Origin of the sequence: Pseudomonas sp. PIC25, from assembly GCF_002286785.1 — a bacterium.
Classification (GTDB): domain Bacteria; phylum Pseudomonadota; class Gammaproteobacteria; order Pseudomonadales; family Pseudomonadaceae; genus Pseudomonas_M.
The window spans coordinates 43,948-62,177 of record NZ_MUJY01000168.1; the positions used below are offsets into that span (position 1 = coordinate 43,948).

The following is an 18,230-nucleotide window of genomic DNA, read 5'->3' on the forward strand; positions in this document are numbered from 1 at the left end:
CGTGAGCCAAACCGGAAAATCCATTCTCCTGGTCGACGACGACGAGGAAATTCGCGAACTGCTGCAAACCTACCTGAGCCGTGCCGGCTTCCAGGTGCGTACCGTCGGCGACGGTGCCGGCTTCCGCCAGGCCATCCAGGACGAAGTGGCCGATCTGGTGATTCTCGATGTGATGCTGCCCGACGAAGACGGCTTCAGCCTCTGCCGCTGGGTGCGGGAGCACCAGCGCCTGGCGCAGATGCCGGTGATCATGCTGACCGCCAGCTCCGACGAGGCCGACCGGGTAATCGGTCTGGAGCTGGGGGCCGACGACTACCTGGGCAAGCCGTTCAGTCCGCGCGAGCTGCTGGCGCGGATCAAGGCGCTGTTGCGCCGTGCTCACTTCACCCAGGATCGACCCGCCGGCGATGTGCTGGCGTTCGACGAGTGGCGGCTGGACCTGATCAGCCACCGGCTGTTCCACGTGGATGGCGAGGAGGTGTTCCTCTCCGGCGCCGATTTCGCCCTGCTCAAGTTGTTCCTCGACCATCCCATGCAGATTCTCGACCGCGACACCATCGGCAATGCCACCCGGGGCCGCGAGGTGATGCCGCTGGAGCGCATCGTCGACATGGCGGTCAGTCGCCTGCGCCAGCGCCTGCGCGACACCGGCAAGGCGCCGCGGCTGATCCGCACCGTGCGTGGTGCCGGCTATCTGCTGGCGGCGCAGGTGGTGCCATGCGATGGGCAGCGGTCGTGAGCGTCGAAGAGAACACGGGGGAAACCACCCGGCGACGCTGGCGTCTGCCGGTGCCGCGCTCGCTGCTTGGGCGCATGCTGTTCCTGACCCTGCTGGTGGTGCTGCTGGCCCAGGCATTGTCCAGCCTGATTTGGGTTTCCCAGTTGCGCGCCAGCCAGATGGAAGGCCTGCTCACCAGTGCGCGTAGCCTGGCGCATTCCATGGCCGCCAGCGTCAGCTACTTCCGTTCCCTGCCGTTGGGCTACCGGCCGCTGGTGTTGGATCAGTTGCGCAGCATGGGCGGCACGCGCTTCTTCGTCTCGCTCAACCAGCGGCCGCTGAACATGCAGGTCCTGCCGGATACGCCGCGCAAGCGGGCGGTGCTGCGGGCGGTGGAGGAGGTGCTGCGGCAGCGCCTGGGCAAATCGGTGGATCTGTCGGTGCAGTTCGTCAGCCCGGACGACCTGCGCATCTTCAACGGCGAAATCAGCCTGGACGAACTGCCGCGTTCCTGGGCCCATTACGCCCTGAGCCTGGAGCCGCTGAACCCGCCGGTGCTGGTCACGCAGATCCAGATCGCGCCGGACGAGTGGCTCTATCTCGCTTCGCTGATGCCGGCGCCTTACGTCAGCCTGGAGCAGGAAGGGCTGCCGGCGCAGCAGATCGGCTTCATCGTGATGACCAGTACCTTCCTGTTACTGTTCATCGGCCTCCTGGTGCATTGGCAGAGCCGGCCGCTCAAGCGCCTGGCGCGGGCGGCGCGGGAGATGTCCCTGGGCAGCGAGGTGGAGCCACTGCCGGAGCATGGCGGCAGCGAGGTGGTGGAGGTCAGCCGCGCCTTCAACAGCATGCGCGAGCGCATCGGCCGCTACCTGAACGAGCGCAGCCAATTGTTCAGCGCCATTTCCCACGACTTGCGCACCCCGATCACCCGCCTGCGCCTGCGTGTCGAGTTGCTGGAAGACGAGGCCATGCAGGCCAAGTTCGGTCGCGACCTGGACGAACTGGAGCTGCTGGTGAAAGGCGCGCTGCAATGCGTCAAGGACACCGACATCCACGAGAACATCGAGCCGGTGGACCTCAACCTGCTGCTCGATACCGTCACCGAACCCTATCTCGCCCCCACCGGCAACGGCCGGGTGACACTGGAGGGCAGGGCGGTGGCGCCTTATCCGGGCAAGCCGCTGGCGCTGAAGCGCTGCATCGGTAACCTCCTGGACAACGCGCTCAAGTACGGCGAAAAGGCCCACTTGCATATCGAAGACGATGGCCGGGTGTTCACCCTGCACGTTGACGACGAGGGGCCCGGCGTACCCGAGCAGCGCCTGGAAAAGGTCTTCGAGCCGCACTTTCGCCTGGCCGGCAATCAGCAGGGCTACGGACTGGGCCTTGGCATCGCCCGCAACATCGCCCATGCCCATGGAGGGGAAGTCACCTTGCGGAACCTGCGCGAAGGCGGGCTACGGGTCACCTTGGTTTTGCCACGGTGACCCGTAGCGGCGAGCCTCAAGCTGCAAGCGCGTTCGGCATAACGACCGCTCTGTCTTGCTGCTTGAAGCTTGTCGCTTGCAGCTCTGGTTTTGTAACAAGGTCGTGACCATCTCCTATCCCTTCGTTACCCGACGGCTTGCAGGCCGTGCCTAGAATCCATGCAACGCAAGCTCCGACTTGCCTTGCATAAAAACAAGAAAGGAATATCTCGAATGAAAGCGATCACTCGTCTCGCCGCTGCTGTTTCCCTTGCCTCCCTGATTCCGTTCGCCGCTCATGCCGGTGAAGTCGAAGTGCTTCACTGGTGGACCTCCGGTGGCGAAAAGCGCGCCGCCGATACCCTCAAGCAACTGGTCGAAGAACAGGGTCACACCTGGAAGGATTTCGCCGTGGCCGGTGGCGGTGGCGAAGCCGCCATGACCGTGCTGAAAACCCGTGCCGTATCCGGCAACCCGCCCGCCGCCGCGCAGATCAAGGGGCCGGACATCCAGGAATGGGGCGAGCTGGGCCTACTCACCGACCTCGACGATGTCGCCAAGGAAAACAAGTGGGACGAGATCCTGCCCAAGCAGATCGCCGGCATCATGAAGTACGACGGCGCCTACGTGGCCGTGCCGGTCAACGTGCACCGCGTCAACTGGTTGTGGATCAATCCCGAGGTGTTTGCCAAGGCCGGTGCTACCCCGCCGAAGACCCTCGATGAATTCTTCGCTGCCGCCGACAAGCTCAAGGCGGCCGGCTTCGTGCCCATCGCCCATGGCGGCCAGCCGTGGCAGGACGGCACCGTGTTTGAGGACATCGTGATCAGCGTCCTCGGCCCGGAGGGCTATCGCAAAGCCTTCGTCGATCTCGACAAGGACACCCTCACCGGCGACAAGATGGTCCAGGCCTTCGCCACTCTGAAGAAGCTGCGCGACTATATCGACGCCGATGCCGCCGGGCGCGACTGGAACACCGCCACCGCCATGGTGATCAACGGCAAGGCCGGCATGCAGATCATGGGCGACTGGGCCAAGAGCGAATGGACCGCCGCCAACAAGGTCGCCGGCAAGGACTACCAGTGCCTGCCGTTCCCCGGCACCCAGGGCAGCTTCGCCTTCAACGTCGACTCCCTGGCCATGTTCAAGCTGAGCAAGGAAGAGGACCGCAAGGCCCAGGAAGACTTGGCGCGGACCGTGCTCGGCTCCAAGTTCCAGCAGTTCTTCAACCAGAACAAGGGCTCCATCCCGGTGCGTCTGGATGAAGACATGAACGCCTTCGACAGTTGTGCCCAGCAGTCCATGGCCGACTTCAAGGAGGCCGCCCAGGGCCCGGGCCTCCAGCCCAGTCTGGCCCACGGCATGGCCGCCTCCAGCTACGTGCAGGGTGCGGTGTTCGACGTGGTGACCAACTTCTTCAACGACCCGGCCGCCGATCCGAAGAAAGCGGCGCAGCAACTGGCCGCAGCGATTCAAGCGGTCCAGTAAGGGCGAGGGGTCGCCTGGGTAGGCGGCCCCGGTTTTTCCCGGCGTTCCCGATTCTGCGGGTGCCTTGCAGGCGCCACGGCGCCCTGCACCCGCAAGAACCTCTTCCCTGTGGGGGAGAGGGGCGATATCCACCCACTTCGGAGCTGTTTTCCATGAGCTCAACCGCTGTCTTCGCCAAGGCCTCGCCGCTGGACGCGTTGCAAAACTGGCTACCCAAGCTGGTACTGGCACCGAGCATGCTGATCGTGTTGGTCGGCTTCTACGGCTACATCTTCTGGACCTTCCTGCTGTCCTTCACCAACTCGCGCTTCATGCCCAGCTACAAGTGGGTGGGCTTCCAGCAGTACCTGCGCCTGTGGGACAACGACCGCTGGTGGGTAGCGAGCAAGAACCTGCTGGTGTTCGGCGGCCTGTTCATCGCCATCAGCCTGGTGATCGGCGTGGTCCTGGCCGTGCTGCTCGACCAGCGTATCCGCCGCGAAGGCTTCATCCGCACCGTCTACTTGTATCCCATGGCCCTGTCGATGATCGTCACCGGCACTGCCTGGAAGTGGCTGCTCAATCCCGGCCTTGGCCTGGACAAACTCCTGCGCGACTGGGGCTGGGAAGGTTTCCGTTTCGACTGGCTGGTGGACCCGGACCGGGTCGTCTACTGCCTGGTGATCGCCGCCGTCTGGCAATCCTCCGGCTTCGTCATGGCGCTGTTTCTCGCCGGCTTGCGTGGGGTCGACCCGTCGATCATCCGCGCCGCCCAGGTGGACGGGGCGAGCCTGCCGAGCATCTATCTGCGCATCGTTCTGCCGAGCCTGCGCCCGGTGTTCTTCAGCGCCCTGATGATCCTCGCCCACATCGCCATCAAGAGCTTCGACCTGGTGGCGGCAATGACCGCCGGCGGCCCTGGCTATGCCTCCGACCTGCCGGCGATGTTCATGTACGCCCACACCTTCACCCGCGGCCAGATGGGCCTCGGCGCGGCGAGCGCGATGCTCATGCTTGGCGCGGTGCTGGCCATCATCGTGCCCTACCTGTATTCGGAATTGAGGAACAAGCGCCATGACTAGTGTGGTCGGGCACAAGCCCTTCAGCCCCAGCCGACTGGCGATCCATGCGACCCTGCTGCTGGCCTGCGCGGTCTATCTGGTGCCGCTGGTGGTCATGCTGCTGACCAGCTTCAAGACCCCGGACGACATCCGCGGCGGCAATCTGCTGTCCTGGCCGGACGTATTCACTCTCATTGGTTGGGCCAAGGCCTGGGACAGCGTCGGCGGCTTCTTCTGGAACTCGGTGAAGATCACCGTGCCGGCGGTGGTGATTTCCACGCTGCTCGGTGCGCTGAACGGCTACGTGTTGTCGATGTGGCGCTTCCGCGGCTCTCAGTTGTTCTTCGGCCTGCTGCTGTTCGGCTGCTTCCTGCCGTTCCAGGTGATCCTGCTGCCGGCGTCCTTCACCCTCGGCAAGCTGGGGTTGGCCAACACCACGACGGGGCTGGTGCTGGTCCACGTGGTTTATGGCCTGGCCTTCACCACCCTGTTCTTCCGCAACTTCTACGTCAGCATCCCGGATGCCCTGGTGCGTGCCGCGCGGCTCGACGGGGCGGGCTTCTTCACCATCTTCGGGCGCATCCTGCTGCCGATGTCGGTGCCGACCATCATGGTCTGCCTGATCTGGCAGTTCACCCAGATCTGGAACGACTTCCTCTTCGGTGTGGTGTTCGCCAGCGGCGACTCCCAGCCGATCACCGTGGCGCTGAACAACCTGGTGAACACCAGCACCGGCGCCAAGGAATACAACGTCGACATGGCCGCCGCGATGATCGCCGGCCTCCCCACGCTGGTGGTCTATGTGCTGGCCGGCAAGTACTTCCTGCGCGGTCTGACGGCCGGCGCGGTCAAAGGTTGAGGTAAAACACGATGGCATCCCTCGAACTGCGCAACGTCCACAAACGCTACGGCTCTGGCCTGCCCGACACGCTGAAGCACATCGACCTGAAGATCGAGTCCGGCGAATTCCTGATCCTGGTCGGCCCGTCCGGCTGCGGCAAATCCACCCTGATGAACTGCATCGCCGGTCTGGAAGACATCACCGGCGGCGAGATTCTCGTCGAAGGCTCGGACATCAGCGGTATGAGCCCGAAGGATCGGGACATCGCCATGGTGTTCCAGTCCTACGCGCTGTACCCGACCATGAACGTGCGCGACAACATCGCCTTCGGCCTGAAGATGCGCAAGGTGCCGCAGGAGAAGATCGACGAGGAAGTGGCGCGGGTCGCCAAGCTGCTGCAGATCGAGCATCTGCTGACCCGCAAGCCCTCGCAGCTCTCCGGCGGCCAGCAACAGCGTGTGGCCATGGGCCGGGCGCTGGCGCGGCGGCCGAAGATCTACCTGTTCGACGAGCCGCTGTCGAACCTCGACGCCAAGCTGCGCGTGGAGATGCGCACCGAAATCAAGCTGATGCACCAGCGCCTGAAAACCACCACGGTCTACGTGACCCATGACCAGATCGAGGCCATGACCCTGGGCGACAAAGTGGCGGTGATGAAGGACGGCATCGTCCAGCAGTTCGGCACTCCGCAGCAAATCTACAACGACCCCGCCAACCTGTTCGTCGCCAGCTTCATCGGCTCGCCGCCGATGAACTTCATCCCGCTGCGCGTGCAGCGCCAGGGCGGGCAGTGGCTGGCGATCCTCGACAGTGGGCAGGCGCGTTGTGAGCTGCCGCTGACGGTGGCCGATGACGCTGCGCTGGAAGGACGCGACGTGATTCTCGGCGTGCGTCCGGAGCAGATCGTGGTGGGCAAGGGCGACGCCGGCCTGCCTGCCGTGCGCGCCGAGGTCGACGTGATCGAACCCACCGGCCCGGACACCCTGGTGTTCGTTTCCCTCAACGACACCAAGGTCTGCTGCCGGGTGGCGCCGGACCTCGCCCCTCAGGTGGGGGAGAGCCTGACACTGCAGTTCGACCCGGCGAAGGTGTTGCTGTTCGACGCGCAAAGCGGCGAGCGCCTGGGCGCCCAGCCCGCCGAACGTCCGCGCAATGTGGCCCAGTTCAAAGGACGGTGAAAGACGCCGCCAGCGGCGAACGACCTCCGGCTCGCGCAGTCAGAGCCGGAGGAAGGCCGCTGGCGGCAGGCAGTACCGATGGCTGTAAAAACAATAACAACAGTGGGAGTGAGCAATGAAAACAAGAAGAAGACTCGGCCTGGCACTGACGCTGGGTTCGCTGGCCCTGCCGGGCGCTGCCATGGCCCTGGATTTCAGCGGCTATTTGCGCAGCGGGGCGGGCGGTTCGACCGAAGGCGGGACGCAGTCCTGCTTCCAGTTGCCCGGTGCGCAATCCAAATACCGCCTCGGTAACGAGTGCGAGCAGTACATCGAGCTGGACCTGCGCCAGGACCTGTTCACCCTGGACGACGGTTCGGTCCTCAGCATTGAGGGCATGGCCCAGCTGTACAACCAGTACGGCCATACACCCAAGTTCACCGGCGACTATGGTTTCGCCCGGATGAATCAGATGTACGCCGAGTGGAGCAAGGTGCCGGCGCTCAACGGCGGCTCCCTGTGGGCCGGGCGGCGTTTCTACAAGCGGAACGACATCCATATCTCCGACTTCTACTACTGGAACCAGAGTGCCACCGGTGCCGGCATCGAGGACTACGAGCTGGGTGGGTTGAAATACAGCTACGCCTTCTCGCGCAAGGACAGCGTGTTCCAGGAGGCCTATATCAACCGCCATGACTTCAACGTCGGCGGCTTCGACACCAATCCGGGCGGCGAGCTGGAGTTCGGCGTCAGCTACATCGACAAACCGGACAGCACCAACGCTCACAGCGGTTGGGCGGTGACCGCGCAGCACAAGCAGGACGGTTTCCTCGGTGGCGGCAATACCTTCGCCGTGCAGTACGGGCGTGGGCCCGGTACCGGCCTGGGCTATACCGGCGACGTGACCCTGGATAACAGCGCCAAGAGCTGGCGTGTCGTGGAGTTCTTCGACTGGCAGGCCACGCCGCGCTTCGGTGGGCAGTTCCAGGTGGTCTATCAGAAGGACACCCGCGACGACGGCGCCGACCAGGACTGGCTGTCCATCGGCGTGCGGCCGTCCTATGCGATCACCGAGCAGTTCAAGCTGGTCACCGAACTCGGCCATGACCAGGTGGACGCCACCGACGGCACCCGCAAGCTGACCAAGTTCACCATCGCGCCGACCTGGTCGCCGTCTGGTCCCGGCTTCTGGGAGCGCCCGGAAATCCGCCTGTATTACACCTATGCGAGCTGGAACAAGGCCGCGCAGGTGGCGGCGAGCCAGATGGACCCGGGTTCGGCGTTATCCGATACCGGCACCTTCGGTACCGCGCGGCACGGTTCCAACTTTGGCGTGCAGGTCGAGTATTGGTGGAAGTGACTAGCTCCGGGCCTGCCGTCCGTCCGACGGTGGGCTCGGGTGTGCCGTTGCAGGGGTTGTCGGCGTCCGTGGTCTATAGCTGGTTTGGCGTTTCTTTCATGCGGGCCTGGATTTGATGCACCCTGTTTCTCCTTCGCTGGCCGGGCCGGATCGGTCCGGCCAGCCCTCTGAACATCCGTTCACCGGCCTGTTCCCCTTGCCGCGCGGGCAGCGTTTCGCCTGGGCGCGCCTGCACGGGCGTGAGCTGCTGGTGCTCGATCATCCGCGCTGCCAGGCGGTGTTCAGCCGCCAGGGCGGTCAACTGCTGCATTTCCAGCCGCGTGGCGAGCGGCCGATGCTCTGGTGCGCGTCGCGCTGGCCCCAGGTGGGCGCCATCCGTGGCGGTGTCCCGGTGTGCTGGCCCTGGTTCGGTCGTCATCCGACCCAGAACGGTTGGCCGGCCCACGGCTGGGCACGGCTGGAAGAATGGAAGCTGTTGCGCAACGAGGCCGACGAGCAGGGCCTTTATGTCAGTTGGGAGCTGGAGCTGTGCGACTGGCGCGTGCGCTTGGATGCCGAGCTGGGCGATGCCCTGCAACTGCGTCTGCAAACCTCCCATGAGGACAGCGAGCCCTGTCTGCTCAGCCAGGCTTTGCACGCTTATTGGCGCATCGGCGATGTCGCCGGGGCCAGCCTGGGTGGTTTGCAGGGCAGGAAGGGGCTGGATCTGTCGACGCGGCAGGACTCCAGCCAGCACGGCGAAATGCGTATCGGCGATGGGTGTGACCTGTTGTTCCAGCCGGGCGGTGCGCTGCGGTTGTACGACGGCATCTGGCAACGGCGCCTGCGCCTCGATACCGGCGGCAGTCCCGAGACGCTGGTGTGGCACCCCGGCAGCCGGCCGCTGCGCGATGTGAGCTGGAGCGAGGCCTTGGGCTTCCTCTGTGTCGAGGCGGCTGGTGGTATCCAGGACAGCCTCTGCCTGAAACCCGGCGAGGTCGCTTCGCTGAGTCTGAAGGCGTCGTTGGAGTAGGCAGGCAGTAAACAGGTAGTTTTTCAACGACCTGTTAGCCGATGTCTTCGTCCGCCTGGTACCGCGTCGGCACCAAGCTCTCCTTGACCTTGCGCAGGTGCGGCTGGAAGTCCACCCCGCGGCGCAGGGTCACGCCCGTGGCGAGCACGTCGAGCACGGTGAGCTGGATGATTCGCGAGGTCATCGGCATGTAGATGTCGGTGTCTTCCGGCAGCGGGATATCCAGGCTCAAGGTGCAGACCTTGGCCAGTGGCGAGCCGGCGGCGGTGAGGCCGAGCACCGAGGCGCCGTTCTCCCGGGCCAGCTTGGCGACGTCCACCAGTTCGCGGGTGCGCCCGGTGTAGGAAATGATCACGAACAGATCGCCGGTATGCGCCACCGAGGCGAGCATGCGCTGCATCAGCACGTCGGCATGGGCGGACACGGCGAGGTTGAAGCGGAAGAACTTGTGCTGCGCGTCCAGCGCCACCGGGGCCGAGGCGCCGAGGCCGAAGAAGTGAATCTGCCGGGCCTGGATCAGCAGGTCCACGGCGCGGCTGATCACCTGCGGGTCAAGGGATTGGCAGGCGCTGTCCAGGGACGCGATGGTGCTGCCGAAGATTTTCCGGGTGTACGCCTCGGGGCTGTCGTCGGCCTCCACCGCGCGGCTGACATAGGCGGCACCGCTGGCGAGGCTCTGCGCCAATTGCATCTTCAGTTCGGGATAGCCGCTGACGTTGAAGGAGCGGCAGAAGCGGTTGACCGTCGGCTCGCTGACCTTCGCCGCCTGGGCGAGGGCGGCGATGCTGAAGCGCGTCGCTTGCTGCGGATCGCGCAGGATAGCCTCGGCCACCTTGCGTTCGGCCTTGTTCAATTCCTCGAGACGATTTTGGATCTGCTCCAGGAGATTTCTTACGCGCTCCATGTCTCTTCCTTTACCGGGGGCTCAATTCGGTGGCCTATCCTACTGGTGGCACCGGGTTCGCACCAACCGGATGTTATTTTTTTAACGAAATGTTGTTTTTATTACTACTTTTAGGGCTTAATTCGCCCTGAGTTTTGGCGTAATTTCCCATTTACATTGTTAGTAGAAACCAAATTTATGCCAGCGATTACGGTTGACCCCTGTACCTTTGCCTTGTTCGGCGCGCTTGGCGATCTGGCGCTGCGCAAGCTTTTCCCCGCGCTCTACCAGTTGGATCGCGCCGGCCTGCTGCATGCCGACACGCGTATCCTGGCCCTGGCCCGCGATGTCGGCGACGAGCGCAAGCACTTGGCGTTCATCGACGAGCACCTGCGCCGTCACGTGCCGAACAAGGAAATCGATGAAACGGTCATGCAGCGCTTCCAGGCGCGCCTGAGCTACCTGACCATGGATTTCCGCGATGCCGCGGCCTACGTCACGCTGGCCGAGCGGGTCGCCGATGCGGAGACGCTGATCGCGTACTTCGCCACGCCGGCGTCGGTCTACGGGCCGATCTGCGAGAACCTCGCCGCCGCCGGGCTCGCCGAGCGCGCCCGGGTGGTGCTGGAGAAACCCATCGGTCACGACCTGGAGTCGTCGCGCGTGGTCAACGATGCGGTGGCACAGTACTTCCCGGAGAGCCGCATCTACCGGATCGATCACTACCTGGGCAAGGAGACGGTACAGAACCTGATCGCCCTGCGCTTCGCCAACAGCCTGTTCGAGACCCAGTGGAACCAGCACCACATCTCCCACGTCGAGATCACCGTGGCGGAGAAGGTCGGCATCGAGGGCCGCTGGGGCTACTTCGACCAGGCCGGGCAGCTGCGCGACATGATCCAGAACCACCTGCTGCAGCTGCTCTGCCTGATCGCCATGGACCCGCCCAGCGATCTGTCCGCCGACAGCATCCGCGACGAGAAGGTCAAGGTGCTCAAGGCCCTGGCGCCGATCACCGCCGACAAGCTCAGCCAGCGGGTGGTGCGCGGCCAGTACACCTCCGGCAGCAGCGACGGTAAGCCGGTGCCCGGCTACCTGGAGGAAGAGAACTCCAATGCCGAAAGCGACACCGAGACCTTCGTCGCCCTGCGTGCCGATATCTGCAACTGGCGCTGGTCCGGCGTGCCGTTCTATCTGCGTACCGGCAAGCGCATGCCGCAGAAGCTGTCGCAGATCGTCATTCATTTCAAAGAGCCGCCGTTCTACATCTTCGCGCCGGAACAACGGGCGCTGATCAGCAACCGGCTGATCATCCGCCTGCAACCGGACGAGGGCATGTCGCTGCAGGTGATGACCAAGGACCAGGGCCTGGACAAGGGCATGCACCTGCGCAGCGGTCCGCTGCAACTGAATTTTTCCGAAACCTACAAGAGCGCTCGCATCCCCGATGCCTATGAGCGGCTCCTGCTGGAGCTGATGCAAGGCAACCAGTACCTGTTCGTGCGCAAGGACGAGGTGGAATACGCCTGGCGCTGGTGCGACCAGTTGATCGACGGCTGGAAGCGCCTCGGCGATTCGCCGAAGCCCTACGCGGCGGGTACCTGGGGACCGGTGGCATCGATCGCGCTCATTACCCGCGATGGGAGGTCCTGGTATGGCGATTTATAAAGTGGATCTGCCGGCCGGCGTGGTGGCCCACAGCCTGGCCGACGCAACGCAACACGCCAGCGCGATGGCCCAGGCCGTGGCCGAGGCATTGCGTGCAGCCATCGACAGCCATGGTCGTGCGACCCTGGTGGTCTCCGGCGGCCGTAGCACGGCGGCGTTCTTCGAGGCGCTGTCCGGGCAGCAACTGGACTGGTCACGCGTCCTGATCAGCCTCGCCGATGAGCGCTGGGTGCCCGTGGAGCACCCGGAAAGCAACGAAGGGCTGGTGCGCCGTCATCTGTTGCGCGGCGCAGCGGCTTCGGCGCGTTTCCTCGGTTTGTACCGGGCAGCGCCGACCCTGGAAGAAGCCGCTGCGCAGACCGACCACGTCCTGGCCGAGCTGGCGCTGCCGATCGACGTGCTGGTGCTGGGCATGGGCGACGATGGCCACTGTGCCTCGTTGTTCCCGCGCAGCCCGAACCTGGCCGACGCGCTGCATCCCGAATGCGAGCGGCGCTGCCTGCCGATGCAGGCGCCGAGCGTTCCGCGCCAGCGCCTGACCATGACCTACCCGCTGCTCGCCTCGGCTCGCCTGCCACTGCTGGCGATCCAGGGCGAGGCCAAATTGAACACCCTGCGAGCGGCGGTGGCCGGCGACGATGCCCTGGGCATGCCGATCCGCGCATTCCTGCGACCCCCACTCGAGATTTACTGGTGCCCGTGAGGCCCGAAGGACAGCCGATATGACCATGGCCGACAAGATCACCCTGATCGACGACCTCTGCGCCCGCGCGCGCATCCTCCCGGTGATCACAATCGCCCGTGAGGAAGACATCCTGCCCCTGGCCGATGCGCTGGCCGCCGGCGGCCTGCGCACCCTGGAAGTGACCCTGCGTTCCGCCCATGGCCTGACCGCGATCCGCCAACTGCGTCGGGAGCGCCCGGACCTGTGCGTCGGCGCCGGTACCGTGCTGGACCTGGATATGTTCGCCGCGGCGGTGGAAGCCGGCGCCCAATTCATCGTCACGCCGGGTTCGACCAAGGAATTGCTCGAAGCGGCGCTGGATAGCCCGGTACCGCTGCTGCCCGGCATTTGCACGCCCTCCGAACTGATGACCGGCTATGCCTTGGGCTATCGCCGGTTCAAGCTGTTTCCGGCGGAAGTCGCCGGTGGCGTCGCCGCGCTCAAGGCATTGTCCGGCCCCTTCGGCGGCGTGCGCTTCTGCCCGACCGGCGGCGTCAGCCTGGATAACCTGAAGAGCTACGTGGCCCAGCCCAACGTGATGTGCGTCGGCGGCACCTGGATGCTCGACAGCGGCTGGATCAAGAACGGCGACTGGGAGCGGGTCACCCGTACCAGTGCCGAGGCGCTGGCGCTGCTGGATTCCTGAGAACCTGTTCGTGATCTGCAGCGCGTCGGCCCTGCTGTGTTGAAAACAGGTCGGGCCGCGCAGGTCGGGCCGCGCAGGCTGGATCGCCAGCCCGGTCGGACTGCTCAGCTCGTAAAGTCGAATGCAAGCCCAGCGCGTCCTCGCCTACGCGGTCCGGTCTGTTTTCGTGGGACCGCCGAGGCCTTGGATGGCTCTAGCTCGCGAGATCGCGAACAGGTTCTGATACCTCGAAACCTGACACAGGTGCTTGTCCCGGTGCGGTTGAGTCACGGCTCCGCATCGGGATTTTTTTGTCTGTCGTTTGCCGCGGTCTCGGCTAGGCTGAAAGCCTGTGCGCTGGCGCGTTGATACGCGTATGATGCGCGCCCTTTCAATCGGAACAGTCACACCGGGAGGTGCCCAGATGACCGAGCACGAAGATACCCCTCATGTCGCCCACGGCGAAAAACTGCAGAAAGTCCTGGCACGCATGGGCCTGGGCTCGCGGCGCGACATCGAAAGCTGGATCGGCGAAGGCCGGGTCAAGGTCAATGGCGCGGTCGCCAGCCTTGGCCAGCGCGTCGATTCTCATGACGCCATCAGCGTCGACGGCCGCCTGCTCAAGCGCGAAGAAGCCACCGAGACGGTGCGCCGCGTCCTCATCTACAACAAGCCGGAAGGCGAAGTCTGCACTCGCGACGATCCGGAAGGCCGGCCGACCGTCTTCGACCGCCTGCCGCGCCTGAAAGCGGGGCGCTGGATCAACATCGGTCGCCTCGACATCAACACCACTGGCCTGCTGCTGTTCACCACCGACGGCGAACTGGCCAACCGCCTGATGCACCCGTCCTACGAGATGGACCGCGAGTACGCTGTGCGTGTGCGTGGCGAAGTCACCGAGGAAATGATCGAGCGCCTGAAGACCGGGGTGATGCTGGAAGACGGTCCCGCTCGCTTCACCGACATCCAGGAAGCGCCCGGTGGCGAAGGCTTCAACCACTGGTTCCACTGCGTGGTGATGGAAGGTCGTAACCGTGAAGTACGTCGCCTCTGGGAATCCCAGGGGTTGGTGGTAAGCCGCCTGAAGCGAGTACGTTTCGGTCCGGTATTCCTCACATCCGAGCTGAGCATGGGCCGCTGGCGCGAGATGGGGCAGGGCGAGATCGACATCCTCAGCGCCGAAGTCGGCCTGAAGCCGGTTCCGCTGCCGGAAATGAAGGGTAAGTTCCGCGAAAAGCTGGAGCGTCTGCAGCGCAAGTCGGCCAAGCCGGTGGTGCCGCGCGGGCGTGCGCCCCGGCGTGAAGACGGCGACAGACCGGCACGCGTGCTACGCGATCCGGAAACCGGCAAGCCGATGCGCACACCACGCCCTGAGGGTAACGAGCGCCCGGCTCCTGCCCCTCGTTCTGAGGGCGGCGAGCGTCCGGCTCGCGCGCCGCGTTCCGAGGGCAGTGATCGCCCGGCCCGTCCACCGCGTCCGCAGGGCGAGCGCCAGACACCTGCGCGGGAGCGCAAGTCGGGCGGAACCCCATTGGCCGAGCGTCCGCGTGACGTGAATAAAAAGCGTCCGGTCAAGCAGGAGCGTCCGACGCCAGAGCTGACCGAGCGCCCGTCCCGCAAACCCAAGTCAGCACCCGCCCCAGCCAAGCGCCGCGGCCCGCCGCCGAGCGAAGGGCAGCGCCCGGGGTTTGGACGCAAGCGTTGATCGGTCCGAAATGAAAAGAGGGGCTCATGCGAGCCCCTCTTTTTGTCCTGCTTTTGAATGAAGTCAGCCAGCCATCGTCAGCCGATTGCGACCGCTGCGCTTGGCGGCATAGAGCGCGTTGTCGGCGCGGCGCAGCAGGCTGTCGACCGATTCGCCGGGCAGCAGGCTGGCGCAACCGAGGCTGATCGACAGTTCGATCGGGTGCCCCTGGACGAGGAACTGCAACTGGAATACAGCCTTGCGCAGACGCTCCCCGATCATTTCCGCCGCCTCGCGGCTGGTGTTCGACAGCAGTACGAGGAATTCCTCGCCACCGAAGCGGAACACCATGTCGACGTTGCGCAGTTGTTCTTTCAGGGTGGTGGCCACGGCTTTCAGCACTTCGTCGCCAGTGCTGTGGCCGTAGGTGTCGTTGATGCGCTTGAAGTGGTCCAGGTCGAGCATCAGTAGCGACAGCGGCTGCAGATGCCGGCGGGCCATGTCCACTTCCCGTTGTAGAACCTGATCCATGGCGATGCGGTTGCCGGTGTCGGTCAGCGGGTCGCGCAGGGCGTTCTGGATCGCCCGGCGATAAAGCAGCGCATTGCGCAGCGGGAACATCAGGCTGGCGAGCAGGGACTCCAGTTGAGCCAGGTCGTGATCGCTGAAGCGCTGGTTGCGACGGAGCGTCAGTTCGCCGAGGTATTCGCTGTCATGGCTGAGGCGGTAACCGGCCGAGTGGCTGGCGCGCTTGCCGAACTCGAGGCGAAGGTCGCTGCCCTGATGCAGATAGGTGAGGGCATCCAGCGGAATCAGCCGCTGTACTTCGCGAAAGAAGAGATCGAGGATGCGCTCGGCTTCCAGGCTGGTCTGCAACTGCAGGCTGAGTTGGCGCTGGAGTTCGGCGAGACTGATCGGCTGGCGAGCGTTCTGGCGCGTATTGGCGAAGCCCATGCGCTGCAGTTTGGCTGCATCGAAATCGATCGTGTTGTTTTGCGGGAGCTGGCCCATGCTGCGGCACCTTGAATGCGCGTGGAGCGACGACGAAGGTTCTAGAGCGAATTCCATGCCATCTCCTCGATACCTTGATTATTTCTTTCTAAATCAATGGGTTGAATAACGATGAGCGACACGGTCGGCCATTTCTTGCCGGTAACCTGACAGAAAGATGGCAATTTGATGCCGTTCGCTATGTCGACGACGCCGGTTTACCGGCGGGGGGGAGGCGGCGACCGCATTGGCCGCCGTGGCAGCCTGTGCGGGAGCCGCACAGGCTGGGGGAGGTTATTGCGCGTCGAAGGTCTGGCCGTTCACGCCGGTACTGTCCGGGCCCATCAGGTACAGATAGACCGGCATAATCTGCTCCGGTTCCGGGTTCTTGATCGGATTCTCGCCAGGGTAGGCTTGGGCGCGCATATCCGTGCGGGTCGCGCCCGGGTTGACGCTATTGGCGCGAACGGCACAAGTGCCTTCCACCTCGTCGGCCAGTACCTGCATCAGCCCCTCGGTGGCGAATTTGGAGACGGCGTAGGCGCCCCAATAGGCGCGTCCCTTGCGGCCGACGCTGCTGGATGTGAAGACCACCGACGCATCGCTGGAAAGCTTCAGCAGCGGCAGCATCACGCTGGTGAGCATGAACATGGCATTCACGTTGACCTGCATGACACGCATGAAGTTGTCGCCCGACAGCTGCTCGAGCGGTGTGCGCGGGCCGATGATGGCAGCATTGTGCAGCAGCCCATCCAGGCGGCCGAATTCACGCTCCACCGTCGCCGCCAGTTCGTCGTACTGGTGCGGCATGGCGGTTTCGAGGTTGAACGGGATGATTGCCGGCTGCGGGTGGCCGGCGGCTTCGATCTCGTCGTAGATGCGCGTCAGATGCTCTTCCGTCTTGCCCAGCAGCAGCACGGTGGCGCCATGGGCGGCGAAGGTCTTCGCCGCGGCGGCGCCAATGCCCCGGCCGGCGCCGGTGACCAGGATCACCCGGTCCTTGAGCAGATCGGGGCGGGCGGAATATTGGAACATCGTTGTCTCCTTCGGAGAGCGGCGAGCGTCACGTCGCCATTATCAAGAAGCAAAAGAATGAGCTTTGCCGTGGCATGCTGTCGGCCCCAGGCTAGCTTGCGGCTGCCGCTTAGCAGCTACACATCGCCTGATCGAGCAGTCGGCGCAGTTCCAGGGGGTGCTCGATCACGGCATCGGCGCCCCAGCTGCGTGGGTTGTCCTCGGGGTGGATATAACCGTAGGTCACTGCCACCGTACGGGTGCCGGCGGCGCGTCCGGATTCGATGTCGCGCAGGTCGTCGCCGACGAACAGCACGCTGGCCGGGTCCAGGCCAAGCTGGCTGCAGGCAAGGAGCAGCGGTTCCGGGTCGGGTTTGCTGTTCTTCACGTGATCGGGGCAGACCAGCACCGCCGAGCGTTCGGCCAGGCCGAGCTGCTGCATTATGGGTCCGGCATAGCGCACCGGTTTATTGGTCACCACGCCCCAGATCAGTTTGGCCCGCTCGATATCTTCCAGCAGTTCGGCCATGCCCTCGAAGAAGCGCGTACGCACGGCGCAGTGATTCTGGTAACGCTCGAGGAACTCCAGGCGCAACACCTCGAACTCGGGCGAGAAGGGATCCACATCGAAGGCGTTGATGACCATGGCCCGGGCGCCGCCGGAGACCACGTCGCGCACCTGGGTTTCGTCCACCGGGGGCAGGGCGCGGGCTTCGCGCATCGCCTGGACCACCGCGACGAAGTCCGGTGCCGTGTCGAGCAGGGTGCCGTCCATGTCGAAAAGAACCGCTCTCAGGCGCATAAGACTGCTCACTCCTCGCGCAGGGTTTGAATCATGTAATTGACGTCGACGTCCGCTTCCAGCTTGTAGTGCTTGGTCAGCGGGTTGTAGGTGAGGCCGATGATGTCCTCCACCTGCAGGCCGGCGGCGCGGCACCAGGCACCCAGTTCGGACGGCCGGATGAACTTGCGGAAGTCATGGGTGCCGCGTGGTAGCAGGCGCAGCACGTATTCGGCGCCGATCACGGCGAACAGGTAGGCCTTGGGGTTGCGGTTGATGGTGGAGAAGAACACTTGTCCGCCGGGCTTGACCAGGCGATGGCAGGCGCGGATCACCGAGGCCGGGTCGGGGACGTGCTCGAGCATTTCCAGGCAGGTGACCACCTCGAACGTGCCGGGCATCTCCTCGGCCAGTGCTTCGGCGGTGATCTGCCGGTATTCCACTTCCACGCCGGACTCGAGCTGGTGCAGCTGTGCGACCGCCAGGGGCGCCTCGCCCATGTCGATACCGGTGACGGTGGCGCCGCGCTTGGCCATGGCTTCGCTGAGGATGCCGCCGCCGCAGCCGACGTCGAGCACCTTCTTGCCGGCGAGCTGGACGCGCTCGTCAATCCAGTTCACACGCAACGGGTTGATGTCGTGCAGCGGCTTGAACTCGCTCTCGCGATCCCACCAGCGATGGGCCAGGGCTTCGAATTTAGCGATTTCGGCGTGGTCGACGTTGCTCATAGTGATTCCTGAAGCTGGGCGTGAGGGCCGGTTCCGAAACGTGCATCT

At 64.6% G+C, this 18,230-nt stretch carries 17 protein-coding genes; 12 read left to right on the forward strand and 5 right to left on the reverse strand.

Annotated features, from left to right (window positions below):
* Position 1 precedes the first annotated feature (1 nt).
* The 8 genes from BZL41_RS21290 (at position 2) to BZL41_RS21325 (ending at position 9,085) form a co-directional block, all read left to right on the forward strand.
* Positions 2-739: a response regulator gene (locus BZL41_RS21290; RefSeq protein WP_095601119.1), complete on the forward strand. Its 738-nt coding sequence runs from the start codon at positions 2-4 to the stop codon at positions 737-739.
* A 50-nt stretch (positions 740-789) separates the two neighbouring features.
* Positions 790-2,208, forward strand: coding sequence for an ATP-binding protein (locus BZL41_RS21295; RefSeq protein WP_168191052.1), 1,419 nt, complete (start codon positions 790-792; stop codon positions 2,206-2,208).
* A 213-nt stretch (positions 2,209-2,421) separates the two neighbouring features.
* Positions 2,422-3,675: an ABC transporter substrate-binding protein gene (locus BZL41_RS21300; RefSeq protein ID WP_095601121.1), complete on the forward strand. Its 1,254-nt coding sequence runs from the start codon at positions 2,422-2,424 to the stop codon at positions 3,673-3,675.
* Positions 3,676-3,827: 152 nt separating this feature from the next.
* On the forward strand, positions 3,828-4,736 hold the full coding sequence (locus BZL41_RS21305) for a carbohydrate ABC transporter permease (protein ID WP_095601122.1): 909 nt from the start codon (positions 3,828-3,830) through the stop codon (positions 4,734-4,736).
* Complete coding sequence (locus BZL41_RS21310; protein WP_095601123.1) at positions 4,729-5,574, forward strand: carbohydrate ABC transporter permease; 846 nt, start codon at positions 4,729-4,731, stop codon at positions 5,572-5,574. Before BZL41_RS21305 ends, BZL41_RS21310 begins: the two co-directional genes overlap by 8 nt.
* 11 nt (positions 5,575-5,585) lie before the next feature.
* Positions 5,586-6,734, forward strand: coding sequence for an ABC transporter ATP-binding protein (locus BZL41_RS21315; protein WP_095601124.1), 1,149 nt, complete (start codon positions 5,586-5,588; stop codon positions 6,732-6,734).
* A 115-nt stretch (positions 6,735-6,849) separates the two neighbouring features.
* Positions 6,850-8,073 (forward strand): carbohydrate porin, encoded by a 1,224-nt coding sequence (locus BZL41_RS21320; protein WP_095601125.1) that lies wholly within the window; start codon positions 6,850-6,852, stop codon positions 8,071-8,073.
* 115 nt (positions 8,074-8,188) lie between these two features.
* Entirely contained in the window at positions 8,189-9,085 is an 897-nt protein-coding gene (locus tag BZL41_RS21325; protein ID WP_095601126.1) for a D-hexose-6-phosphate mutarotase, read from the forward strand.
* A 34-nt stretch (positions 9,086-9,119) separates the two neighbouring features.
* Here BZL41_RS21325 and BZL41_RS21330 read toward each other — a convergent pair whose 3' ends face one another.
* Positions 9,120-9,989, reverse strand: a complete 870-nt coding sequence (locus tag BZL41_RS21330; protein ID WP_095601127.1) for a MurR/RpiR family transcriptional regulator — start codon at positions 9,987-9,989, stop codon at positions 9,120-9,122.
* 177 nt (positions 9,990-10,166) lie between these two features.
* On the opposite strand from BZL41_RS21330, the gene zwf reads away from it, so the two are divergent.
* From zwf to rluB, 4 genes are all read left to right on the forward strand, one after another.
* Positions 10,167-11,636: a glucose-6-phosphate dehydrogenase gene (gene zwf, locus BZL41_RS21335; RefSeq protein WP_095601128.1), complete on the forward strand. Its 1,470-nt coding sequence runs from the start codon at positions 10,167-10,169 to the stop codon at positions 11,634-11,636.
* Positions 11,623-12,339 carry a 6-phosphogluconolactonase gene (gene pgl / locus BZL41_RS21340; RefSeq protein ID WP_095601129.1) on the forward strand — a complete coding sequence of 239 codons (717 nt, stop codon included), beginning with the start codon at positions 11,623-11,625 and terminating at the stop codon, positions 12,337-12,339. Before zwf ends, pgl begins: the two co-directional genes overlap by 14 nt.
* Before the next feature lie 19 nt (positions 12,340-12,358).
* A complete protein-coding gene (locus tag BZL41_RS21345) occupies positions 12,359-13,006 on the forward strand; it encodes a bifunctional 4-hydroxy-2-oxoglutarate aldolase/2-dehydro-3-deoxy-phosphogluconate aldolase (RefSeq protein WP_256578215.1) in 648 nt (215 codons plus the stop codon).
* Positions 13,007-13,409: 403 nt separating this feature from the next.
* Positions 13,410-14,690, forward strand: a complete 1,281-nt coding sequence (rluB, locus tag BZL41_RS21350) for a 23S rRNA pseudouridine(2605) synthase RluB (RefSeq protein WP_095601130.1) — start codon at positions 13,410-13,412, stop codon at positions 14,688-14,690.
* A 63-nt stretch (positions 14,691-14,753) separates the two neighbouring features.
* On the opposite strand, the gene BZL41_RS21355 is transcribed toward rluB, so the two are convergent.
* From BZL41_RS21355 to ubiG, 4 genes are all read right to left on the reverse strand, one after another.
* Complete coding sequence (locus tag BZL41_RS21355; RefSeq protein ID WP_095601131.1) at positions 14,754-15,680, reverse strand: GGDEF domain-containing protein; 927 nt, start codon at positions 15,678-15,680, stop codon at positions 14,754-14,756.
* 273 nt (positions 15,681-15,953) lie between these two features.
* Positions 15,954-16,694 carry a YciK family oxidoreductase gene (locus tag BZL41_RS21360; RefSeq protein ID WP_095601132.1) on the reverse strand — a complete coding sequence of 247 codons (741 nt, stop codon included), beginning with the start codon at positions 16,692-16,694 and terminating at the stop codon, positions 15,954-15,956.
* Between the two features lie 109 nt (positions 16,695-16,803).
* The gene (gene mupP / locus BZL41_RS21365) at positions 16,804-17,475 is read right to left on the reverse strand and encodes an N-acetylmuramic acid 6-phosphate phosphatase MupP (RefSeq protein ID WP_095601133.1); all 672 of its coding nucleotides are present in this window, start codon (positions 17,473-17,475) and stop codon (positions 16,804-16,806) included.
* A gap of 8 nt (positions 17,476-17,483) precedes the next feature.
* Entirely contained in the window at positions 17,484-18,182 is a 699-nt protein-coding gene (ubiG, locus tag BZL41_RS21370) for a bifunctional 2-polyprenyl-6-hydroxyphenol methylase/3-demethylubiquinol 3-O-methyltransferase UbiG (RefSeq protein ID WP_095601134.1), read from the reverse strand.
* Between the last annotated feature and the right edge of the window lie 48 nt (positions 18,183-18,230).